A 22801-nucleotide genomic window follows, 5' to 3' on the forward strand; every position below is an offset into this window, starting at 1 on the left:
CCCGCGAACTGAACGTATTTTTTAGCCATCAGGAGATAGACCATGACGATTCGCGTTGCAATCAACGGCTACGGCCGGATCGGCCGCAACACGTTGCGTGCCCTGTATGAAAACGGCAAGAAGCACGACATCGAGATCGTCGCCATCAACGACCTCGGCGACGCCAAGACGAACGCGCATCTGACGCAATACGACACGGCGCACGGCAAATTCCCGGGCGAAGTGAAAGTGGACGGCGATTACCTCGTCGTCAACGGCGACAAGATCCGCGTGCTCGCGACCCGCAATCCGGCTGAACTGCCGTGGGGCGACTTGAACGTGGACGTCGTGATGGAGTGCACCGGCTTCTTCACCACGAAGGAGAAGGCGAGCGCGCACATCAAGGCGGGCGCGAAGAAGGTGATCATCTCGGCACCGGGCGGCAAGGACGTCGACGCGACCATCGTCTACGGCGTGAACCACCACGTCCTGAAGGCATCGGACACGGTCATCTCGAACGCATCGTGCACGACGAACTGCCTCGCGCCGCTCGTCAAGCCGCTGAACGACAAGATCGGCCTCGTGAACGGCCTGATGACGACCATCCACGCGTACACGAACGACCAGGTTCTGACCGACGTGTATCACGAGGACCTGCGCCGCGCTCGCTCGGCCACGCACAGCCAGATCCCGACCAAAACGGGCGCGGCTTCCGCGGTCGGCCTGGTGCTGCCGGAACTGAACGGCAAACTCGACGGCTACGCGATCCGCGTGCCGACGATCAACGTGTCGGTGGTCGATCTGTCGTTCATCGCTGCGCGCGACACGACGGTTGATGAAGTCAACGCGATCATGAAGGAAGCATCGGAAGGCGCGCTGAAAGGCATTCTCGGCTACAACGACGCGCCGCTGGTCTCGATCGACTTCAACCACAACCCGGCTTCGTCGACGTTCGATTCGACGCTGACGAAGGTTTCGGGGCGTCTGGTCAAGGTGTCGAGCTGGTACGACAACGAGTGGGGCTTCTCGAACCGCATGCTGGACACGGCGGTTGCGCTGGCGAATGCGAAGTAAATCGGCGAAGTAAGCCGACGCCGCAGCACGCAAAAAACCCCGCACGCGCGAGCGTGCGGGGTTTTTTATTTTCGATTTCTCTTACGGATTCTTGCCGTCGAACCTGCGGACGCAAGACCGAAGCGCATCAAAAAACCGCCGTCCTCGTGACCGATGAGCGGCGGTTTCCAGGGATGCGCGTACCGGCTAATTCTTGCGATGCGGGCAGTTTTCCTTCGTGCAGGCGCCGTAAAGCGCGAGCGCGTGTTCGTGCAGTTTGAAGCCACGTTCCTTCGCAATCGCCTGCTGACGATTTTCGATTTCCGCGTCGAAGAATTCCTCGACCAGCCCGCAGTCGATACACACCAGATGGTCGTGGTGCGAGCCTTCGTTCAGTTCGAAAACAGCCTTGCCGGATTCGAAATTACTGCGCGACAGCAGTCCCGCCTGCTCGAACTGCGTGAGCACGCGATACACCGTCGCGAGACCGATATCCAGTTCTTCATGCAGCAAGTTGCGATACACGTCTTCCGCCGTCAGGTGACGCACGGGACTATGTTGAAAGATTTCGAGAATCTTGAGGCGGGGCAGGGTCGCCTTGAGCCCGATATTTTTGAGATCGGAGGGATTGGTCATGGCTAGGCATCCCTAGAGTACAATTCAAGGTTCTCATAGTAATGCGTTTTTTGCCGTTTCGGTCATCTTCGAACGAATGCGCGGCCTACGAATGTCGCGCTTGAAGGGTGAAATGTTTCCAAAATCTTTAATGAATCGCGGGGAGAGCCGTCGTATGCGCGGAACCTTGATCGCTGCCACCCTGATTACCGTTCTGGCCGGATGTTCGACCTACGACAGTGTCACGCAGCGCATTGCGCAAAGCATTACGCCTTACCGCATCACCGTCGTGCAGGGCAACTTCGTGTCGGCGGAAGCTGCGAGCCAGATGAAAGTCGGCATGTCCCGCGATCAAGTGCGCGCGCTGCTCGGCACGCCGCTCCTCACCGACATGTTCCACGCCGATCGCTGGGACTATGTCTTCTACTTCAAGCGCGGTTCTACTTCGGTTGTCCAGCAGCGTGACTTCGTCGTGAATTTCACGGCGGATCGCGTGGCGAACTGGACCGGCGGCGAAAATCTGCCGTCCAACCTCGAACTGCTCGCGGAAATCGACGGCGACAAGGGTCGCAAGATCGCTTCGTTGCCGAAGGCCCCGGCTGCCGTCGCTGCTGCAGCTTCAGGCGCATCCGCGACGTCGGGCGTCACCGCGCCGGCCGGCGAACCGTCGACGCAGCCGAACCCGTCGGCCGCTTTCGCCGGCGACGCGAACCAGCAGGCTGCGCAGGCCGCCAATCGCGCCACCAGCGCCGTGCAGGCGCCGACCGGCCGCACGACGCCTTCGGTGCGCGCGAACAATCCGCAATCGGCCGGCTTGCCGCCGAACGTGAACGGCGTCGGCAATTCGCAGATCCAGTTGCAGCGTCGTCCGCAACAGATCACGATTCCGGACAGCAGCGCGGTCGGTCCGCAAGGTTCGTCGCCGGCACCCACGAACGCGAACGGTCAGACCCAGTTCACCGTGCCGCCGCAAGGCAACTAACCGGCGCGGCATCGGAATGCGCGCGCAGCTTGCCGAAACGTGCGCATTCCCCGGTTGCAGATCTCCAGTTTCACGCTAGCATCACCTGAGGAACGGCGGGCGCGTCCCGCTGTCCTTGTCTATGGAAGGACGCGCTGCATGCGCGGGCCGCTCGAATCGTTCACGTCACTCGTCACCACGCAGAAACATCATGAAAATCGCCATCGCCGGGGCATCGGGCCGCATGGGCCACATGCTGATCGAAACCGTTCTCAACGATGCCGACGCCACGCTCGCCGGCGCGCTCGACCGTCCCGGCTCGCCGCATCTCGGCCAGGACGCGGGCGCGTTTCTCGGCAAGACCACGGGCGTCGCGCTCACCGACGACATCGAGCGCGTGTTTGCCGAAGCCGATTTTTTGATCGACTTCACGCGGCCGGAAGGCACGCTCGCGCATCTCGAAGCGGCGTTGCGCCACAACGTGAAAATGATCGTCGGGACGACCGGTTTCGACGATGCCCAGAAAGCGCAGCTTCGCGCGGCGGGCGACAAGATCGGCGTCGTGTTCGCGCCGAACATGAGCGTGGGCGTGAATGTGACGCTGAAGCTGCTCGAATTCGCGGCCAAGCAGTTCGCGGAAGGCTACGACATCGAAATCATCGAGGCGCATCACCGCCACAAGGTCGATGCCCCGTCCGGCACCGCGCTCGCGATGGGCGAAGTGATCGCCGATGCGCTCGGCCGCGACCTGAAGAACTGCGCCGTCTACGGCCGCGAAGGCGTGACCGGCGAGCGCGATTCATCGACGATCGGCTTCGCGGCGATCCGCGGCGGCGATATCGTGGGCGATCACACAGTACTGTTCGCCGGCATCGGCGAACGTATCGAGATCACGCACAAATCGGCGAGCCGCTTGTCCTACGCGCAGGGCGCGCTGCGCGCCGTGCGTTTCCTCGCGGGCCGCGAGCGCGGCTTTTTCGACATGCAGGACGTGCTCGGCCTGCGCTGAGCCCTCAAAAAACCACCCAAGGTGACGATGGCGAACACCGGCGTTATCCATTATCTCCAGGACGGCGACGCCGTCACGCATGGCGTCGCGGGCGTTCTGCTCGCGATGTCGGTGGCGAGCTGGTGCTTTTTGATCGTCAAGGCGTGGGTGCTCGGCCGCGCGAAGCGGCAAGGTCCGCGCGCGGTGATCCGCTTCTGGCAGGCGGCGACGCTCGCCGACGGCGTGTCGGCGTTGCGCGCGGTGGATCGCGAGCGGGTTTATCTGCCGCTCGCCGAGGCCGCCTGGCGCGCTTCGGAGGCGGAATTGCCGGGCGCGTTGCTCGCGGGCGTCGAGCCGAGCGAACGCGTGCTGCGCGCGTTGCGGCAGGCGCTTCTCACGTCGCAGCGGCGGCTCGAATTCGGGCAGGTCTTGCTGGCGTCGGTGGGCAGCACGGCGCCGTTCGTCGGCTTGCTCGGCACGGTGTGGGGCATTTATCACGCGCTTGGGAGCATCGCGGCGAGTGGCCAGGCGATGATCGAAAATGTCGCCGGGCCGGTCGGCGAGGCGCTCATCATGACGGCTTTCGGGCTGGTGGTCGCCATTCCGGCCGTGCTTGCCTATAACGTGCTCGGCCGCCTCGTGCGCCAGATCTCCGAGGAACTGGACGGTTTCGCGCACGATCTCCACGCGTTCGTCTGCGCCCGGGCGGAGTAAGCAGATGGCTTTCGGCGGACTCGATAAAAAGCCGAACGGCGCGCCGATGGCCGAGATCAACATGACGCCGCTGATCGACGTCATGCTCGTGCTGCTGGTCATCTTCATCATCACTGCGCCGCTTTTCACGCACGCGATCCGGCTCGATCTGCCGAAGGTTTCGTCGCAATCCGTGCGCGAGACGCCGGACACCATCACGCTTTCCATCGACGCCGCCGGCAAGCTCTACTGGAACGACCAGCCGGTCACGGCCGACGCGATGCGCGCACGCTTCGCGCAAGAAGGTCGACGCGGCGCACCGCCCGAAATCCACTTGCGGGCGTCGAGCGGAACGCGTTACGAGGTCATCGCGCAGGTGATGGGCGCGGCGCAGCAGGCCGGCCTCGACAAAATCGGCTTCGTGACCGAGCCGCAATCTCCACAAACACCGCGAACTCCCCAAAGCGCTGGCGCGCCGGCCCGCTAGGCGCCTCACGCCGCCCGACTGCGGCGCGCCGTCGAACGGTATAATCGCCCTTTGCCCGAACGGCGCGTCTTTCTAGGCCAGTCCGCTTGAAGCAACCCCGCGCCGCGCGCCCGCGTTTTCGTTGGCCGCACCGCGCGATAGCCATCCGCCTTTGCCGAAGCCAACCACACCATGCACGATAAATACTTACCCGCCGACGTCGAATCCGCCGCGCAGAGCGACTGGCGCGCGAAAGACGTCTATCGGTCGGTAGAAAACACGACCAAGCCCAAGTTCTATTGCGTTTCGATGCTGCCGTATCCGTCGGGCAAGCTGCACATGGGCCACGTGCGCAACTACACGATCAACGACGTGATGGCGCGGTATCTGCGGATGAACGGCCACAACGTGCTGATGCCGATGGGCTGGGACGCGTTCGGCATGCCCGCGGAAAACGCGGCGATGGCGAACGGCGTGCCGCCTGCCAAGTGGACCTACGACAACATCGCGTACATGAAGAAGCAGATGCAGTCGATGGGACTCGCCATCGACTGGTCGCGGGAAATCGCCACCTGCTCGCCCGAGTACTACAAGTGGAACCAGTGGCTGTTCCTCAAGATGCTGGAAAAAGGCATCGCGTACAAGAAGACCGGCACCGTCAACTGGGACCCGGTCGATCAAACCGTGCTCGCGAACGAGCAGGTGATCGACGGGCGCGGCTGGCGTTCGGGCGCGCTCGTGGAAAAGCGCGAAATCCCGATGTACTACATGCGCATCACCGATTACGCGGATCAACTGCTCGACGACCTCGAAGGCCTCGGCTGGCCCGAGCGCGTGAAGGTCATGCAGCAGAACTGGATCGGCAAGAGTTTCGGCGTGAATTTCGGTTTCCCGTATGAACTCGACGGCGAGCAAAAGCTGCTGCGCGTGTTCACCACGCGCGCCGACACCGTCATGGGCGTGACTTTCGCGGCGGTCGCCGCCGAGCATCCGCTCGCGACGCATCTCGCGCGCGACAACGCGGACTTGCAGGCGTTCATCGAAGAATGCAAGCGCGGCGGCGTCGCTGAAGCCGATATGGCGACAATGGAAAAGAAGGGCATGGCGACCGGCTTTTTCGTCACGCATCCGCTGACGCAGGAAAAAGTGGAAGTGTGGGTCGGCAATTACGTGCTGATGAGCTACGGCGAAGGCGCCGTGATGGGCGTGCCGGCGCACGACGAACGCGATTTCGCGTTCGCGAAGAAGTACGCGCTGCCGATCGAGCAAGTCGTGGCCGTGGAAGGCAAGACGTACTCGACCGACGCCTGGCAAGAGTGGTACGGCGAGAAGGGTGCGGGCGTGCTGGTGAACAGCGGCAAGTACGACGGCCTGGCGTTCGACGCGGCCATCGAGGCGATCGCCGCCGATTTGAAGGCGCAGAATCTCGGCGACAAGCAGATCACCTGGCGTCTGCGCGACTGGGGCATTTCGCGCCAGCGCTATTGGGGCACGCCGATCCCGATCATCCATTGCCCGAGTTGCGGCGACGTGCCGGTGCCGGAAAAGGATCTGCCGGTCGTGTTGCCGGAGGACCTCGTGCCGGACGGCACGGGCAACCCGCTCGCGAAATCCGAGGCGTTCCTGAACTGCGCGTGCCCGACATGCGGCGCGCCGTCGAAGCGTGAAACGGACACGATGGACACGTTCGTCGATTCGTCGTGGTACTTCTCGCGCTACACCGCGCCGGACGCCACGTCGATGGTGGACGAGCGCACCGATTACTGGATGCCGATGGATCAGTACATCGGTGGGATCGAGCACGCCATTCTGCACTTGCTGTACTCGCGTTTCTGGACCAAGGTGATGCGCGACATGGGTCTCGTGAAATTCGGCGAGCCCGCAAAGAATCTGCTCACGCAAGGGATGGTGCTGAACGAAACGTACTATCGCGAGGACGCGGCGGGCAAGAAGACCTGGATCAATCCGGCGGATGTCACGGTTTCGCACGACGACAAAGGCCGCCCGGTCGGCGCGGTGCTGATCAAGGACGGCCAGCCGGTAGTGATCGGCGGCGTCGAGAAGATGTCGAAGTCGAAGAACAACGGCGTCGATCCGCAAGTGCTGATCGATCAGTACGGCGCCGATACCGCGCGTCTTTTCGTGATGTTCGCGGCGCCGCCGGAGCAGTCGCTCGAATGGTCGGGCACGGGCGTGGAAGGCGCGAGCCGGTTCCTGCGCCGCGTGTGGCAGACCGCGCACGGCCGCGCCGATGCGCTGAAGCAGCACGCGAAGCTCGATGCATCGAAGATCAACGACACCGACCGCGCGCTGCGCCGCGAAATCTACAGCGTGCTCAAGCAAGCCGATTTCGACTACGGCCGCTTGCAATACAACACTGTGGTGTCGGCGGGCATGAAGATGCTGAACGCCGTCGATAGCGCGAAAGACGCCACGCCCGCCGTGCTCAACGAGACTTTCGGCGTGCTGTTGCGCGTGCTTTACCCGGTCGTGCCGCACATCACGTGTCAGTTGTGGACGGAACTCGGTTATGACACCGTGTTCGGCGGTCTGCTCGACGCGCCCTGGCCGAACGTCGATGAAGCCGCGCTCGAACAAGCCGAGATCGAACTCGTGCTGCAGGTGAACGGCAAGGTGCGCGGCTCGCTGACGGTCGCGAAGGACGCGCCGCGCGAGGCGATCGAACAGGCGGCGCTCGCGCACGAAATGTTCGAGAAATTCGCCGAAGGACGCACGCCGAAGAAGATCGTCGTGGTGCCGGGCCGGCTGGTGAACGTGGTCGTATAAAAGATCAAACAGGGGAGTGGATGTGAGCCGCAAAGTCGTCAAACAGCAGGAGCAGGCAGGCTTGGCCGAAGGCGGCGTCAGCCGGCGCTCGTTCCTATCGCTCGTCGGCGGCGCGTTTGCGCTGTCGGCGTGCGGCTTCCAGTTGCGCGGCCAGCAGGACTTCGCGTTCAAGCGGCTCGCCATTTCGGGCGGCGCGCCGTTCCTGGTCGCGCGCCTCGAACGCATGGTCGAGGGCGGCAGCGACACGGTGATCGTCAAGGCGTCGGAGAAGCCGGACGCGATTCTTTCGCTCGTCGAAGGCCGCGGACAAAGCACGCTCAGCCTGAACTCGGCGGGTGCCGTGCAGGAGTACGAGCTGACCTACAACCTCAACTATTCGCTGTCGGGCGTGGACGGCACGCTGCTGATCCCGCCGAGCGCCATCGCGTTGAACCGCGCGATGACCTATAGCGACCAGTACGCGCTCGCGAAGCAGCAGGAAGCCGAGCTGCTCGCGCGCGACATGCAGAACGACGCCGTCGATCAACTGATGCGCCGTCTCGCCGTGGTGCGTTCGCTGCATCCGCTGCCGGGCGAAGCAGCGCCGGGCATCGCGCCCCGCGCGCCGCTGCCGACGCCGCCGCTTTAAGCTACGCGCCGCCATGCAATTGCGTCTGGACGCGCTCGAAGCGCATCTCGCGAAGGGCCTCAAGGGCTTGTACGTCGTGTTCGGCGACGAGCATCTGCTCGCGCAGGAAGCGTGCGACCGGATTCGCGCGGCGGCCCGTGCAGCGGGCTTTACCGACCGTTCCGTGTTCACGGTCGAGCGCGGATTCGACTGGAGTTCGCTGCTGGGCGCGAGCCAGTCGATGTCGCTGTTCGGCGATCGCCAGCTGGTGGAATTACGCATTCCAACGGGCAAGCCGGGCAAGGAAGGCGCCGAGGCGCTGAAAATACTGTCCGCCGCCGACAATCCCGACGTCCTCACGCTCATCACGTTGCCGCGTCTCGACGCCGCGACGCAAAAGTCGGCGTGGTTCACGGCCATCACGAATACGGGCGTCGCGCTGAAAATCGACCCAGTCGAGCGCGCGCAATTGCCGATGTGGGTCGGGCAGCGGCTCGCCGGTCAAGGCCAGCGCGTGGCGCCGGGCGAAGAAGGACGGCGCGCGCTGCAATTCATCGCCGAGCGCGTCGAGGGCAATTTGCTCGCCGCGCATCAGGAAATCCAGAAACTCGGGCTGCTGTATCCGCAAGGCGTGCTCAGCGCCGAGCAGATCCACGACGCCGTGCTGAACGTCGCGCGCTACGACGTGTTCAAGCTGAACGAAGCCATGCTGACCGGCGATGTCGGCCGGCTCGCGCGCATGCTCGACGGCCTGAAAGGCGAGGGCGAGGCGTCCGTGCTGGTGCTGTGGGCGCTCGTCGAGGAAGTGCGTACGCTGCTGCGCATCAAGCGCGGCGTCGCGGCGGGCAAGCCGCTTGCCACGCTGCTGCGCGAAAACCGGGTCTGGGGACCGCGTGAACGGCTGATCGGCCCGGCGCTCTCGCGCGTGACCGAAGCCGCGCTGGAAAAGGCGCTCGCGCTCGCCGCGAAGCTCGACCGGCAGGTCAAGGGCTTGTCCGGCACGTCGCGAAGCGCGGCCGCGCGCGGCGCCGAACCGCCGCCGGATCCGTGGAGCGGCATGTTCGAACTGGCGATGAGCGTCGCCCAGTCGGGCCATCCGTCGGAAGGCCGGGCCGCAGCGCCCGCGCGACCTCGTCGCTAAACGCGAGAAACGTTTAAAATCAACGTTCTGGCGTCGCGTCGTAGCTCGAAACGTGCTGTTCCGGCGCGCAGTCCGCAACGAATTCCATACGTCAACCGGCTGACCGTCCGGTGAAGAGACCCACGATGAACATCGACGAATACATGACCGATCTCGGCCGCCGCGCGCGTCAGGCGTCGCGCGCGATGGCCCGCGCCTCGACGGCGGCCAAGAACGCCGCGCTGGACGCCGTGGCGCACGCCATCGAGCGCGAACGCGCGCAACTGAAGGCCGCGAACGCGCGCGATCTGGACCGTGCCCGCACGAAGGGCCACGACGCGGCGTTTATCGACCGTCTGACGCTCTCCGATAAAGCGCTCGACACGATGGTCGAAGGCCTGCGCCAGGTCGCGACGCTCGCCGATCCGATCGGCGAAATCAGCGGTCTCAAATATCGGCCGAGCGGCATTCAGGTCGGCCAGATGCGCGTGCCGCTCGGCGTGATCGGCATCATTTACGAATCGCGGCCGAACGTCACGATCGACGCCGCCGCGCTCTGTCTCAAATCCGGCAACGCGACGATTCTTCGCGGCGGTTCCGAGGCGCTCGAATGCAACACGGCGCTGGCGAAACTGATCGGCGAAGGGCTGGAAGCCGCCGGTTTGCCGCAGGACGCCGTGCAGGTGGTCGCGACCGCGGACCGCGCGGCCGTCGGCAAGCTCATCACGATGACCGAGTTCGTCGATGTGATCGTGCCGCGCGGCGGCAAGAGCCTGATCGCGCGCCTGATGGAAGAAGCGCGCGTGCCGATGATCAAGCACCTCGACGGCATCTGCCACGTCTACGTGGACGACCGCGCCGACCTTGCTAAGGCGCTGAAGGTCTGCGACAACGCCAAGACGCATCGCTATGGCACCTGCAACACGATGGAAACGCTGCTGGTGGCGCGCGGCATCGCCGCCGCCGCGTTGCCGCCGCTCGCGCGCGCGTTCCAGGCGAAGGAAGTCGAACTGCGCGTGGATCGCGAGGCGCGCGATGTGCTCGAAGCCGCTCAACTGGGCCGCGGACTGGTGGACGCGACCGACGTCGACTGGAGCACCGAATATCTCGCGCCGGTGCTCGCGGTGAAGATCGTCGAGAATCTCGACGACGCCATCGAGCACATCAACCAGTACGGCTCGCACCACACCGACGCCATCGTCACCGAAGACCACGACCGCGCCATGCGCTTCCTGCGCGAAGTGGATTCGGCGAGCGTCATGGTGAACGCGTCCACGCGTTTCGCCGATGGCTTCGAGTTCGGCCTCGGCGCGGAGATCGGCATTTCGAACGACAAACTGCACGCGCGCGGCCCGGTCGGACTCGACGGGCTGACTTCGCTGAAATACGTCGTGCTCGGCCACGGCGAAGCGCGTCAATAAGAACAAGGCCACTATCTAGATGCTCTGGATCAAATCGCTGCATATCGTGTTGATCGCTTCCTGGTTTGCCGGGCTGTTTTATCTGCCGCGCCTTTTCGTGAATCTCGCGATGGAAACGGAGCCGACCGCCGTCGCCCGGCTGCTCCTCATGGCGCGCAAGCTGTTTCGCTTCATGACGGTGATCGCGGTGCCCGCGCTCGCGTGCGGGCTGTGGCTGTGGCTCGTGGTCGGCATCGGCGCGGGGCAGGGCTGGCTGCACGCGAAGCTCGGGATTGTCGTGTTGCTGATCGCGTATCACGCGTATTGCGGGCGTCTGCTCGGCACGTTCGAGCGCGGTGAGAACACGCGCACGGACCGCTGGTATCGCATGTTCAACGAGCTGCCGGTGCTCGGGCTGCTCGGCGCGACGCTGCTGGTCGTGATCAAGCCGTTTTGAAATGAGGCGGGCAACGCGCCCGCTCAGGTGTAATAAAGCAAGCCGCCGATGAGCAATCATCGGCGGCTTTTTTTTCGTCTGTTCGCGGGCTTGAACGCGGGCTTTCCGTGTCGGGAAAGATACATAGGATGGCTTGAGAATGTTCTTGGTTGATATCGAGATCGAAACTCACATTATGTAGAACTCACGCAGAGCATTGATTTGATTGACTCGCTGAGTGGCCCGCCGCCGCTAGTCTGGCAACCCGATCCGTGCGTTGATTGGCGCGGTGTCAAGCGCACTTTCATTCTCAAACAATTAAGAATTATCGCGTTAAGAGCGCTCGCCCCAAAACCTATAGTTCGTCGGTTTTCCAAATTGGGAGCGATGCGTTTGCGTCGACTTCTCGAAGATGCTCCGTGGCCGGCTTCATTGAACGACGGTGCAGGCCGCTCGACGATGCCTCTAATACAAGACAAGTTAGTCATGCCAATAAAAAGGCAGTTAGAGGCGGCGCTGGGTCTGGAAGCGATTTCTTAATTTTGTTGGGGTGTTAAAGAATGAACAAGACATACAAATCCGTATGGAATGAGTCGACAGGCTCGTGGGTCGCTGTTTCGGAGCTGGAGAAGGCGCGAGGCAAGCGGAGTAAGGCAGGGCGCACGGTCGCGATGGCGGCTGTGGTCGGTGCTTCTGCGATGGGGGCCGGTAGTGCGTTCGCCGCGGGGGCGCAGTTGGCCGTTTGCGCGAACGATGGCACTGGCATTCCCTCGGGCCCGGGTCTTACCAGCGGGACCTCTTATACACAGTCCGGGCTAGCTGGCCTCAATTGCGCCGCATCCGGTGGTCCTGGTTTCGTGTTGATGGGCAGATACGACGGAAGTTATTCCGGGGACACCATTGCGGGCGGCGGGGGCCCCTTGGGTGACGGAGGAATCACAATTAGTTCGAAACTGCTCACCCTCAGAGCTCCGACCTCCATGGCCGGAAATCAAATTCATGATCTGGCTGCTGGATCTACTGGAACCGACGCCGTCAATTATAATCAGTTGGCGAGTACGAACTATGACGTGGCGAGCCTCGCGAGGACCGTCAGTTCGTTGCAAAGCGGCAGCGGCGCTGTCAAGTACTTCCACGCGAACTCGACCGGCGCTGATTCGTCCGCGGGCGGCAGCAACGCGATTGCCGTAGGCTCGGCGGCGAACGCGTTGGCGGACAAGTCGGTTGCACTCGGCTCTGGCTCGATCGCGAATCGCACGAACACGGTGTCGGTTGGCACGACAGGCGCGGAACGCCAGATCGTGAGCGTCGCAGCGGGTACGCAAGACACCGACGCGGTGAACCTGTCGCAGTTGAAGGCAGCAGGTATCACGACCGACACGTCGGGCAACGCCACGAACGCGTTCGTTGCCTATACGGACGCGACGAAGTCGAAGGTATCGCTGGGCGGCACGGGTGGCACGACGATCACGAACGTGAAGGCGGGCGCACTCACGGCAACCAGCACGGATGCAGTGAACGGTTCGCAGCTTAATGCTACGAACGCAAACGTGACGAGCATCACGAACACCGTCAATTCGATCCAGGACAGCGGAACGAAGTACTTCCACGCGAACTCGACCGGCGCGGATTCAACCGCTAGCGGCGGCAATGCAATTGCGGTGGGCTCGGCGGCGAAGGCGTCGCAGGACTCTGGAGTTGCGATCGGCCTTAACTCGGCATCGACCTACGCAGCGGCTGTTGCCATCGGTGGCGCGTCGGACAACGCCGCAAATGCCGCGCAGGCCTCCGGTAACGCCAGCGTGGCGCTCGGTTATAAGGCAACGGCGGGCGGCTCGACCGCTGTGGCGATTGGCGGAGCGAACGCTTCGGCGGACGGGTCGGTTGCACTCGGTTTCGGCTCGATCGCGAATCGCACCAACACGGTGTCGGTTGGCAATACGGGCGCAGAACGCCAGATCGTGAACGTGGCTGCGGGTACGCAAAACACCGACGCGGTGAACCTGTCGCAGTTGAAGGCAGCAGGTATCACGACCGACACGTCGGGCAACGCCACGAACGCGTTCGTGGCCTACACGGACGCGACGAAGTCGGCGGTATCGCTGGGCGGCACGGGTGGCACGACGATCACGAACGTGAAGGCGGGCGCACTCACGGCGAGCAGCACGGATGCGGTGAACGGTTCGCAGCTTAATGCTACGAACGCAAACGTGACGGCTACGAACGCAAACGTGACGAGCCTCACGAACACCGTCAATTCGTTGCAGAGCGGCGGCGGCGCAGTCAAGTTCTTCCACGCGAACTCGACCGGTGCGGATTCAACCGCAACCGGTGGCGATGCAGTTGCGATCGGCATGGGTGCGGTGAGCTCGGGGACGTATTCCGATGCCCTCGGTGCGCGCGCGACGGCCAGCGGCTGGGGCGGTAACGCCCTCGGTTCAAGCGCGGTGGCCAGCGGCTACGGCGCGACCGCCCTCGGTTCAAGCGCGGTGGCCAGCGGCGTCAACACGAGCGCCCTCGGTCTAAGCGCAACCGCCAGCGGCGACTACACGAACGCGGTGGGCGCCAATTCGGTTGCACTGGGTGCTGGTGCGGCTGCATTCGGTAACGGTGCAGCGGCGCGGATGGGTAATACGCTCGCGCTGGGTAACTCCACCGTGGCCAACGCGACGAACGGCGTCGCTGTTGGTTTCGGCGCAACGGTTTCTGCCACGGGCACAAACAGCGTGGCGCTCGGTTCGAACTCGCTCGCGACTCGTGCGAACACGGTGTCGGTTGGCAATACGGGCGCAGAACGCCAGATTGTTAACGTCGCTAAGGGCACGGCCGATACGGACGCCGTGAACCTGTCGCAGTTGAAGTCGCTCGGCATCGCGACCGACACGTCGGGCAACGTGACAAACGCGTTCGTCGCCTACAACGACGCATCGAAAGGCATGATCACGCTGGGCGGCGGTGCGGGCACGACCATCACGAACCTCAAGTCGGGCGCGCTCTCGGCAACGAGCTCGGATGCAGTCAACGGCTCGCAACTCTACGCAACCGCGCTGAGCGCGAGCAAGGCGCTGGGCGGAACCGGTGGCGGCCTCAACGCCGACGGCACCATCAAGGCGCCGACTTACACGGTGAACGGCACGAGCTACGACGACGTCGGCAAGGCGCTTACCGCAACGGCCGCTTTGGTCGGAACCGGCGGATCGGGCACAGCAGACCCGCTCGCCGTCAAATATACCAACGCAACGCTCGGCGCCATTTCGTTCGGCGGCACGGCGGGTACGCGGCTGTCCAACGTGGCAAACGGCACATCGGCAAAGGACGCTGTCAACCTTAGCCAACTGAACGCCGCTGGCTTGACGACCGATTCGAACGGCAACGTCACCAATTCGTTCGTATCCTACGACGCGGGCGGCAAATCGTCGGTCACGCTGGTCGGCGGGACGAACGGCGTCAAAATCTCGAACGTGGCAACCGGCGTCGCCGCCACGGACGCGGTGAACGTCAAGCAATTGACCGACACGGTTGCGACCGTAAGCGGCAGCCAGTATGTTCGGTTCGGTTCGCCTACCGGGGCGGCCGCGCAGGCAGCGGGCAATAATGCCGTTGCGATCGGCGGTGGTTCGTTTGCAAACGGCGACGGCACGCTGGCAATTGGTAGTGGCGCCCGCGCTTCGGGCTTGAATGCAGTCGCGGTGGGTATCAATTCCGCTGCGACGGAGGCCAACACGTTCTCGGTGGGTTCGGGCTTCTCGACGCGTCGCATCGTCAACGTTGCCGACGGTACCGCAGCCCACGACGCAGTCAATCTCGGCCAGGTCAACCAGCTGATCGCCAGCCAGATCGGCGCGGCATCGGCTCCGGTTTCGCCGCAGAACCTCGCGATGACCCGCTCGCTGGTCGTCGTGCAAGACGCTCCGTTCGTTTCGAGCGTGACGCCGGACCAGTTGATCGTAGCCGGCGTGACCGACAAGGGCGGCCAGATTGAAGCGCTTGGATCGGACGCGGTCGCAATCGGCCTGAACACGCATGCAAACGGTCCGGGAGCAGTCGCTATCGGTACGAACACCAGCGCGACGGGCAACAATGCGGTCGGTGTCGGCGTGGGCGCGATTTCGATGGGTGACTCATCCACCGTCGTCGGCATAAACGCCAACTCGATCGCGACGCGCGGCGTCGCTGTGGGTACTGGCACGACCGTGGAGCAGGATGACGGCATTGCTATCGGTACGAACACGGCAATCGGTGGACCCGGCCAGACGCAGGCTGTCGCGATCGGCACGAACAGCTTCATCTCGGCAGCAAACTCGGTTTCGCTCGGCAATACCAACTCGATCACGGCGGCAAACACGTTTGTCCTGGGTAACAATACCAACGCCAGCGCCGCTAATGCAATTTCGGTCGGTAACGCGAATACCGTGACGAGCGCCGCCACGAACTCGATTCTCCTTGGCGGCAACAGCCGAGTATCGGCAGCGGGCTCGACCGCCATCGGCGGCTCGAACACGGTGACGGGCGCCGGTACGTTCGTTCTCGGTAGCGGCGTGACGGCGAAGGGCGCGAACAGTGTCGTGCTTGGCGCTGGCAGCGATGGATCGCAGGCCAATGTGGTTTCCGTCGGCGCAGTAGGCACCGAGCGGAAGGTTGTCAACGTCAAGGCGGGTACCGCTGACACCGACGCGGTGAACCTTGCGCAGCTCAAGGCTGTCACGGGAAGTAGCAGTGCGAATTCCGTCTCGTACGACGATTCGACGCTCGGTTCGATCACGCTGAAGGGCACGAGCGGCTCGAAGATCGCCAACGTGGCGAAGGGTACGGTCGATACGGACGCAGTGAACCTGTCGCAGTTGAAAGCAGCAGGCCTTACGACCGACACGGCTGGCAACGTGACGAATTCGTTCGTCGCATATGACGACGCATCGAAGGCGAAGGTGACGTTTGGCGGTACGGGTGCTGCGGTGACGCTGGCAAACGTGGCAGCCGGTAAGGCAAACACGGACGCCGTGAACGTGGCGCAGTTGAAGGCCGCGGGTATCACGACGGACACGTCGGGCAATGTGACGAACGCGCTTGTTGCGTACACGGACGCGACGAAGTCGACGGTATCGCTGGGCGGCACGGGTGGCACGACGATCACGAACGTGAAGGCGGGCGCACTCACGGCAACCAGCACGGACGCAGTGAACGGTTCGCAGCTTAATGCTACGAACGCAAACGTGACGAGCGTCACGAACACCGTCAATTCGATCCAGAACAGCGGAACGAAGTTCTTCCACGCAAACTCGGCCGGTACGGATTCGTCCGCAACCGGTGGCGATGCAGTTGCGATCGGCATGGGTGCGGTGAGCTCGGGGACGTATTCCGATGCCCTCGGTGCGCGCGCATCGGCCAGCGGCATCAACGCGAGCGCCCTCGGTACAAGCGCAACGGCCAGCGGCGACTACTCGAACGCGGTGGGCAGCAGTGCGGTTGCACTGGGTGCTGGTGCGGCTGCATTCGGTAACGGTGCGGCGGCGCGGATGGGCAATGCGCTTGCGATGGGTAACAGCACCGTGGTCAACGTGACGAACGGCGTCGCGGTTGGTTTCGGCGCCACGGTTTCTGCCACCGGCACGAACAGCGTGGCGCTCGGTTCAAACTCGCTCGCGACTCGTGCGAACACGGTGTCGGTTGGCAATACGGGCGCAGAACGCCAGATCGTGAACGTCGCTGCGGGTACGCAAGACACCGATGCGGTGAACCTGTCGCAACTGAAGAAGATCGGCCTCACGACGGATACGAGCGGCAACGTGACGAACTCGTTCGTTGCGTACGACGACGCATCGAAGTCGAAGGTGACGTTCGGCGGTACGGGTGCTGCGGTGACGCTGGCAAACGTGGCAGCCGGTAAGGCGAACACGGACGCCGTGAACGTAGCGCAGTTGAAGGCCGCGGGTATCACGACGGACACGTCGGGCAACGTGACGAACTCGTTCGTCGCCTACGACAACGCAACACTCGGCACGGTCACGCTGAAGGGCACGAGCGGCACGAAGATCGCCAATGTGGCGAACGGTACGGCCAACATGGACGCCGTGAACCTGTCGCAGTTGAAGGCAGCAGGCCTCACGACGGATACGTCGGGCAACGTGACGAACTCGTTCGTTGCGTACGACGATGCATCGAAGGCGAAGGTGACGTTTGGCGGTACGGGTGCTGCGGTGACGCTGGCAAACGTGGCAGCCGGTAAGGCGAACACGGACGCCGTGAACGTGGCGCAGTTGAAGGCCGCGGGTATCACGACGGACACGTCGGGCAACGTGACGAACTCGTTTGTCGCCTACGACAACGCAACGCTCGGTACGGTCACGCTGAAGGGCACGAGCGGCACGAAGATCGCCAATGTGGCGAACGGTACGGCCAACATGGACGCCGTGAACCTGTCGCAGTTGAAGTCCGCAACCGCAAGGTCACCGGCGTGGCCAACGGCGACGTGACCGCGAAGAGCTTCGACGCGATCAACGGCTCGCAACTGTCCGGTGTGTCGTCGAGCGTGGCTTCCGCGCTGGGCGGTGGATCGGTGGTGAACAGCGATGGCACGATCTCGCTTCCGTCCTATTCGGTCGGCGGAACAACGGTGACCAACGTGGGCGCCGCGCTGTCGAACATCGACGGTCGTGTTAACACCAACGCCACGGCGATCGATCAGATCAAAACGGCGCTGGGCGGAATCAGCCCGAGCGGTGTCGCCTCCGCCGATGTCGTGAAGTACGACTCGTCGGCACACGACAAGATCTCGTTGGGCAGCGCGGGCAGCACGGCGTCGTTGACCAACCTGTCGGATGCAACGTTGAGCGCGACGAGCACGGACGCGGTAACCGGCAAGCAGTTGTTCACGACCAACGCCAAGCTCGATACTATCGACAGCGCTGTTCGTAACATCACTTCGACGGGTTCGACAGGCATCGCGAGTGCTAACGGCGAAGACGGCACGGCGCCGGTGGCAACCGCAACCGGAACCGGCAGTATCGCGATCGGCGGCGGTGCGAACTCGAACGGCAAGGATGGCGTTTCGATCGGCAGCAATTCGAATGCGGGCGGTGAAGGTTCGCTGGCATTCGGCAAGGGCTCGTCGGCAACCGGTAACGGTTCCGTGGCCCTGGGTTCGGGCTCGGTGGCTTCCGAGGACAACACCGTTTCGGTGGGTTCCGACGACAACCAGCGTCGCATCACCAACGTGGCAGCCGGTACGCGTGGCACGGATGCGGTCAACATGAACCAGTTGCAGTCTGGACTGGGTAGCGTGGCACGCAACGCGTACAGCGGTGTGGCAGCGGCAACGGCATTGACGATGATTCCGGACGTCGATGCGAACAAGACGCTGTCGCTCGGTATCGGTACGGGTTCGTATCGCGGCTATGCGGCAACGGCTATCGGCGGTACGGCGCGCATCACGCAGAACATCAAGGTGCGCGTGGGCGGTGCTTACAGCTCGGCCGGTACGACGTTCGGTGCAGGCGCTTCGTATCAGTGGTAAGCCGCAGCCGGCAGTGAGTCAGCGGTGCGTTTAGGCGCACCCTGGTTCGCAGCCGGTCTCGCCCGGTGGTTGATTCGAAAGAGTCGGCCATCGCGGCGGGATCGGCGTTTCACTCGCCGTTGTTAAAGCTAGTAGCTAGTCGAAACTCAAGCAGCAAAATCTCAAGACAAAAAAAGCGGGCTCTCCTTCGGGAGAGCCCGCTTTTTTTTATCCGGCGCAAATGCCGAAGTAAGTTATCCCTCAGACACTCACCCGCCGCCGATCCAGCACGTCCTTCGCCTGCGCGAGTTTCTCGGTCAACTCCGGCCCGCGTGCCAGCGCGACGCCGACCGCCAGAATATCGCCGATGGCGAGATGCGAGACGCGCGAGGTCATCGGCGAAAAAATGTCGGTGTCTTCGTCGACGTTGGCGAAGAGGCCGATCGTCGCCATGCGCGCAAGCGGCGAGTTTCCGTGCGTGATCGCGATAACCTTCGCGCCGCCGTCCAGCGCGGATTTTGCGGCGGCGAGTATGTCCTTGGTGCGGCCGGTGTTCGAAATCGCGACCACGACGTCGCCCTGTCGCAAAAGCGCCGCCGACATCGTGTAAGTGTGCGGATCGGAATAGGCGACGCTCGGCACGCCCAGCCGGAAAAACTTGTGCTGAACGTCGAGCGCGGCGATACCCGAGCCGCCCGCGCCGTAAAACTCGATGCGCCGCGCCTCCGATAACAGCGTAATCGCCGCCGCGACGCTATCCGACGACAAACTATTGCGCACCTGGATCAGCGCGCCGATGGTCCGGTCGAGCACCTTCGCCGCGACGCCGGGCGCGGGTTCGTCCGGCCGCACGTCGCGGTAGACGGCGGGCAGATTCGACGCGACGCCCTGCGCGAGCCGGATCTTGAACTCGCGGAAACCCGAAAAGCCGAGGGCGCGGCAAAACCGCGCGATCGTCGGCTGGCTGACACCCGCGCGCGCGGCGAAATCGGTCATCGCGAGGTCGAGGACTTCGCGTGGCGCTTCCAGAACGTAATCGGCGAGCTTTTGCTCGGACGGCCGCAATTGCGCTCGCATGGCTTCGACTTGGGACAGCAACATCGGGAAATTTGCCTATTCTGAAGATAGAGGGACTATAGCCGATAGAAACTTATGTACAAATACTACATCGTCAAGGCATGGCGGACATCGCCGCAGCCGGGAGAAAGCCCTATTCAATAGCATGTCGGAGTGTTTCGTTAAATTTGAGATACGGAGAAACCCGCATATAGATCGTGTAGTTTTTCTACTAACATCTTGGCTTCGGCGTTCGAGACGAACGCCCGCCCCGCAATACACAACCCAGGCGCCCCCGGTGCGCTCGCCCGAGAGAGGCGAAGGAGATTCGATGGCTTCCCCGCATTCGCAGTTGACGAAAGTGACCCAGCGCGTGATCGAGCGCAGCAAGCCGACGCGTTCGGCCTATCTTGCGCGCATCGACGCCGCGCAGGGACGTTTTCCCGCGCGGGGCGCGCTGTCGTGCGCAAATCTCGCGCACGGTTTCGCGGCCCTCGAAGGGCAGGACAAGATCGCGATCAAGGCGATCCGCGAGCCGAATATCGGCATTGTGTCGTCGTACAACGAGATGCTCTCGGCACACGCGCCGTTCAAGAATTACCCGGACATCATCAAGGAAGCCGCGCGCCGCAACGGCGGCGTCGCGCAGTTCGCGGGCGGGGTGCCTGCCATGTGCGATGGCGTGACGCAAGGCAACGCGGGCATGGAACTGTCGCTGTTTTCGCGCGAAGTCATCGCGATGAGCACGGCGGTCGCGCTCACGCACAACATGTTCGACGCGGCGCTCTGCCTCGGCATCTGCGACAAGATCGTGCCGGGATTGCTGATCGGCGCGTTGCAGTTCGGCCATCTGCCGACCATTTTCGTGCCGGCGGGGCCGATGACGAGCGGCCTCTCCAACGACGACAAAGCCAAGACGCGCCAGCAGTTCGCCACCGGCCAGTGCGGCCGCGACGCGCTGCTCGAAGCCGAGGCGTCCGCCTATCACGGACACGGCACCTGCACGTTCTACGGCACCGCCAACAGCAACCAGATGCTGATGGAAGTCATGGGTCTGCATCTGCCGGGTTCGGCGTTCATTCACCCGCATACGCCGCTGCGCGACGCGCTCACGGCCGCTGCGGCGGAACGCGTGCTCGATTTGACGGTCGAGCGCGGCAATTACACGCCGATCGGTCATGTCGTCGATGAAAAAGCGATCGTGAACGGGATCGTCGCGCTGCTGGCGACGGGCGGTTCGACCAATCACACGCTGCATCTGGTGGCGATTGCGCGGGCGGCGGGCATCGTGATCGACTGGGACGACTTCGACGCGCTGTCGGGCGCCGTGCCGCTGCTCGCCAAGATCTATCCGAACGGCAAGGCGGACGTGAACCACTTCCACGCGGCGGGCGGCGTTGCATTCCTGGTCCGCAATCTGCTGGAAGCTGGCTTGCTGCACGGCGACGTGCTCACCGTCGCGGGTCGCGGTCTTGCGCACTACACGCAGGAGCCGAAGCTGATCGACGGCCGGCTGGAATGGGTGCCGGGTGCGGAGACGAGTCACGACGTCGCCGTGTTGCGCGATATCCGCGAGCCTTTCGCGCCGGATGGCGGCTTGCGTCTGATGCAAGGCAAGCTCGGCCGCGGCGTGATCAAGATTTCGGCGGTTGCGGCGGCGCATCGGAAAGTGAGCGCGCCCGCGATCGTGTTCAATTCGCAAGAGGAAGTGCAAGAGGCGTTCGATAACGGCGAGTTGAAGCGCGATTTCATCGCCGTGGTGCGGTTCCAGGGCGCGCGGGCGAACGGCATGCCGGAACTACATCGTTTGACGCCGCTGCTCGGCGTGTTGCAGGATCAGGGTTTTCACGTCGCGCTGGTGACGGACGGGCGCATGTCGGGCGCGTCGGGTAAAGTGCCCGCCGTGATCCACGTGTCGCCGGAAGCGTTGCTGCAAGGCCCGCTCGGCAAGGTCCGCACGGGCGACAAGCTGGTGATCGACGCCGAAGCCGGCGTGCTCGATATCGATATCGACTCGACGGAGTGGGCGAACCGGCCGGTCGCGCAGCCGGAGCATCAGGCGGAAAACGAAGTGGGATTCGGGCGCGAGCTGTTCGGCGTGTTCCGCAGCGCGGCGATGCCGGCGGAACTCGGCGCGTCGGTATTCGGCGCGATGCCGGGCGAGCTTCACTAACATCCCGGCGCGGTGTCCGGCTTGACGCTCACGCAAGCGGCTCACGCAAGCGGCCCACGCAAGCGGCTCGCGCAAACACGAAGCACGAAGCAATCTAGGAGCAACAAACATGAAGACGGTAAGCGAAATCGTGCGCCTCGGTCCGGTGATTCCGGTCCTCGCATTCGAATCGGTCGAACAAGGCGAGAACGTGTCGCGCGCGTTGCACGCGGGCGGCGTCAAGGTGCTCGAAATCACGCTGCGCACGCCAGCCGGGATCGGCGCGATCGAGCGCGCGAGCCAGTTGTCGGAAGATATCGTGGTGGGCGTCGGCACGATCACGAAGCCTGAGCACTGCGCGCAGGCGAAGAAAGCGGGCGCGCAATTCGGCGTGTCGCCGGGCCTGACGAAAGACATGCACAAGGCCGCGCAGGACGCGGGCTTGCCGCTTTTGCCTGGCGTCATGACGCCGAGCGACATCATCACGGCGCTCGAACTGGGCTATGAGATCGTCAAGTTTTTCCCCGCGCAGCAAGCGGGCGGCGTGCCGATGCTGCAAGCTTTCTACGGCCCGTTCCCGACGCTGAAGTTCTGTCCGACGGGCGGCATCACTGCTGAAACAGCGCCGAATTTCCTGTCGCTGCCGAACGTGGTGTGTGTCGGCGGTTCGTGGCTTACGCCGAAATCCGCGCTCGCCGCGCAGAACTGGGACGAAGTCACGCGTCTCGCGCGCGCCGCGACCGAACTCGCGCCGCCGGCGCCCAAGGCCTGATTAAAGGCCGCGTCCAGGACCTGAGAGAGCAGAACGAGAGCCTCGTCGATGTGCCTTGCGGCATGTCCGCGAGGCTCTTTGTCATGGATGTTGTGCCGCGCAACACGCGATGATTCCTAAAACCTTAGCGCTTAATCTACCCTGCAAGTAAAATCCGGGTTTTCGTAAGGTACCGCCGTGGCGCCGGTCTGCTTGATGCACGCGATGCACGCGATGCACGCGAAAGC

At 63.5% G+C, this 22801-nt stretch carries 16 protein-coding genes and 1 pseudogene; 15 read left to right on the top strand and 2 right to left on the bottom strand.

Annotation, left to right across the window (positions count from 1 at the left end; all coding sequences use genetic code 11):
* The first annotated feature begins 42 nt into the window (after window positions 1–42).
* Complete coding sequence (gene gap / locus AC3D25_RS03700) at window positions 43–1053, top strand: type I glyceraldehyde-3-phosphate dehydrogenase (protein ID WP_488887131.1); 1011 nt, start codon at window positions 43–45, stop codon at window positions 1051–1053.
* Window positions 1054–1239: 186 nt separating this feature from the next.
* Here gap and fur read toward each other — a convergent pair whose 3' ends face one another.
* The gene (fur, locus tag AC3D25_RS03705) at window positions 1240–1668 is read right to left on the bottom strand and encodes a ferric iron uptake transcriptional regulator (protein ID WP_488887132.1); all 429 of its coding nucleotides are present in this window, start codon (window positions 1666–1668) and stop codon (window positions 1240–1242) included.
* Between the two features lie 154 nt (window positions 1669–1822).
* On the opposite strand from fur, the gene AC3D25_RS03710 reads away from it, so the two are divergent.
* The 12 genes and pseudogenes from AC3D25_RS03710 (at window position 1823) to AC3D25_RS03765 (ending at window position 18615) form a co-directional block, all read left to right on the top strand.
* Window positions 1823–2629 (top strand): outer membrane protein assembly factor BamE, encoded by an 807-nt coding sequence (locus AC3D25_RS03710; RefSeq protein WP_488887133.1) that lies wholly within the window; start codon window positions 1823–1825, stop codon window positions 2627–2629.
* Window positions 2630–2819: 190 nt separating this feature from the next.
* Window positions 2820–3617 carry a 4-hydroxy-tetrahydrodipicolinate reductase gene (gene dapB, locus AC3D25_RS03715; protein ID WP_488887134.1) on the top strand — a complete coding sequence of 266 codons (798 nt, stop codon included), beginning with the start codon at window positions 2820–2822 and terminating at the stop codon, window positions 3615–3617.
* Between the two features lie 27 nt (window positions 3618–3644).
* Complete coding sequence (locus AC3D25_RS03720; RefSeq protein ID WP_488887135.1) at window positions 3645–4310, top strand: MotA/TolQ/ExbB proton channel family protein; 666 nt, start codon at window positions 3645–3647, stop codon at window positions 4308–4310.
* 4 nt (window positions 4311–4314) lie between these two features.
* Window positions 4315–4776: an ExbD/TolR family protein gene (locus AC3D25_RS03725; protein ID WP_488887136.1), complete on the top strand. Its 462-nt coding sequence runs from the start codon at window positions 4315–4317 to the stop codon at window positions 4774–4776.
* Between the two features lie 171 nt (window positions 4777–4947).
* The gene (leuS, locus tag AC3D25_RS03730) at window positions 4948–7542 is read left to right on the top strand and encodes a leucine--tRNA ligase (RefSeq protein WP_488887137.1); all 2595 of its coding nucleotides are present in this window, start codon (window positions 4948–4950) and stop codon (window positions 7540–7542) included.
* A gap of 61 nt (window positions 7543–7603) precedes the next feature.
* The gene (locus tag AC3D25_RS03735) at window positions 7604–8170 is read left to right on the top strand and encodes an LPS-assembly lipoprotein LptE (protein ID WP_488889580.1); all 567 of its coding nucleotides are present in this window, start codon (window positions 7604–7606) and stop codon (window positions 8168–8170) included.
* Window positions 8171–8183: 13 nt separating this feature from the next.
* Window positions 8184–9290 (top strand): DNA polymerase III subunit delta, encoded by a 1107-nt coding sequence (gene holA / locus AC3D25_RS03740; protein WP_488887138.1) that lies wholly within the window; start codon window positions 8184–8186, stop codon window positions 9288–9290.
* Between the two features lie 125 nt (window positions 9291–9415).
* Entirely contained in the window at window positions 9416–10690 is a 1275-nt protein-coding gene (locus AC3D25_RS03745; protein WP_488887139.1) for a glutamate-5-semialdehyde dehydrogenase, read from the top strand.
* A gap of 19 nt (window positions 10691–10709) precedes the next feature.
* Entirely contained in the window at window positions 10710–11126 is a 417-nt protein-coding gene (locus tag AC3D25_RS03750) for a CopD family protein (RefSeq protein WP_488887140.1), read from the top strand.
* A gap of 539 nt (window positions 11127–11665) precedes the next feature.
* Window positions 11666–11785, top strand: a pseudogene (locus AC3D25_RS03755) (ESPR domain-containing protein); the annotation flags it as partial.
* A gap of 183 nt (window positions 11786–11968) precedes the next feature.
* Window positions 11969–17575 (top strand): beta strand repeat-containing protein, encoded by a 5607-nt coding sequence (locus AC3D25_RS03760; protein WP_488889581.1) that lies wholly within the window; start codon window positions 11969–11971, stop codon window positions 17573–17575.
* The gene (locus AC3D25_RS03765; protein ID WP_488887141.1) at window positions 17557–18615 is read left to right on the top strand and encodes a YadA family autotransporter adhesin; all 1059 of its coding nucleotides are present in this window, start codon (window positions 17557–17559) and stop codon (window positions 18613–18615) included. Before AC3D25_RS03760 ends, AC3D25_RS03765 begins: the two co-directional genes overlap by 19 nt.
* 240 nt (window positions 18616–18855) lie before the next feature.
* Here the strand turns inward: AC3D25_RS03765 and AC3D25_RS03770 are convergent, their stop codons facing one another.
* Entirely contained in the window at window positions 18856–19695 is an 840-nt protein-coding gene (locus AC3D25_RS03770; RefSeq protein WP_488887142.1) for a MurR/RpiR family transcriptional regulator, read from the bottom strand.
* A 286-nt stretch (window positions 19696–19981) separates the two neighbouring features.
* On the opposite strand from AC3D25_RS03770, the gene edd reads away from it, so the two are divergent.
* A complete protein-coding gene (gene edd / locus AC3D25_RS03775) occupies window positions 19982–21823 on the top strand; it encodes a phosphogluconate dehydratase (RefSeq protein ID WP_488887143.1) in 1842 nt (613 codons plus the stop codon).
* 109 nt (window positions 21824–21932) lie between these two features.
* Window positions 21933–22574, top strand: a complete 642-nt coding sequence (gene eda, locus AC3D25_RS03780) for a bifunctional 4-hydroxy-2-oxoglutarate aldolase/2-dehydro-3-deoxy-phosphogluconate aldolase (RefSeq protein WP_488887144.1) — start codon at window positions 21933–21935, stop codon at window positions 22572–22574.
* Window positions 22575–22801 lie beyond the last annotated feature (227 nt).

The sequence above is a fragment of the Caballeronia sp. SL1002 genome (assembly GCF_057814995.1).

What these genes read in the sequence shown, in the direction of transcription:
- gap (WP_488887131.1), top strand. Translation starts at nt 43, where the DNA reads ATGACGATTCGCGTTGCAATCAACGGCTACGGCCGGATCGGCCGCAAC.
- fur (WP_488887132.1), bottom strand. Translation starts at nt 1,668, where the DNA reads ATGACCAATCCCTCCGATCTCAAAAATATCGGGCTCAAGGCGACCCTG.
- AC3D25_RS03710 (WP_488887133.1), top strand. Translation starts at nt 1,823, where the DNA reads ATGCGCGGAACCTTGATCGCTGCCACCCTGATTACCGTTCTGGCCGGA.
- dapB (WP_488887134.1), top strand. Translation starts at nt 2,820, where the DNA reads ATGAAAATCGCCATCGCCGGGGCATCGGGCCGCATGGGCCACATGCTG.
- AC3D25_RS03720 (WP_488887135.1), top strand. Translation starts at nt 3,645, where the DNA reads ATGGCGAACACCGGCGTTATCCATTATCTCCAGGACGGCGACGCCGTC.
- AC3D25_RS03725 (WP_488887136.1), top strand. Translation starts at nt 4,315, where the DNA reads ATGGCTTTCGGCGGACTCGATAAAAAGCCGAACGGCGCGCCGATGGCC.
- leuS (WP_488887137.1), top strand. Translation starts at nt 4,948, where the DNA reads ATGCACGATAAATACTTACCCGCCGACGTCGAATCCGCCGCGCAGAGC.
- holA (WP_488887138.1), top strand. Translation starts at nt 8,184, where the DNA reads ATGCAATTGCGTCTGGACGCGCTCGAAGCGCATCTCGCGAAGGGCCTC.
- AC3D25_RS03745 (WP_488887139.1), top strand. Translation starts at nt 9,416, where the DNA reads ATGAACATCGACGAATACATGACCGATCTCGGCCGCCGCGCGCGTCAG.
- AC3D25_RS03750 (WP_488887140.1), top strand. Translation starts at nt 10,710, where the DNA reads ATGCTCTGGATCAAATCGCTGCATATCGTGTTGATCGCTTCCTGGTTT.
- AC3D25_RS03760 (WP_488889581.1), top strand. Translation starts at nt 11,969, where the DNA reads ATGGGCAGATACGACGGAAGTTATTCCGGGGACACCATTGCGGGCGGC.
- AC3D25_RS03770 (WP_488887142.1), bottom strand. Translation starts at nt 19,695, where the DNA reads ATGTTGCTGTCCCAAGTCGAAGCCATGCGAGCGCAATTGCGGCCGTCC.
- edd (WP_488887143.1), top strand. Translation starts at nt 19,982, where the DNA reads ATGGCTTCCCCGCATTCGCAGTTGACGAAAGTGACCCAGCGCGTGATC.
- eda (WP_488887144.1), top strand. Translation starts at nt 21,933, where the DNA reads ATGAAGACGGTAAGCGAAATCGTGCGCCTCGGTCCGGTGATTCCGGTC.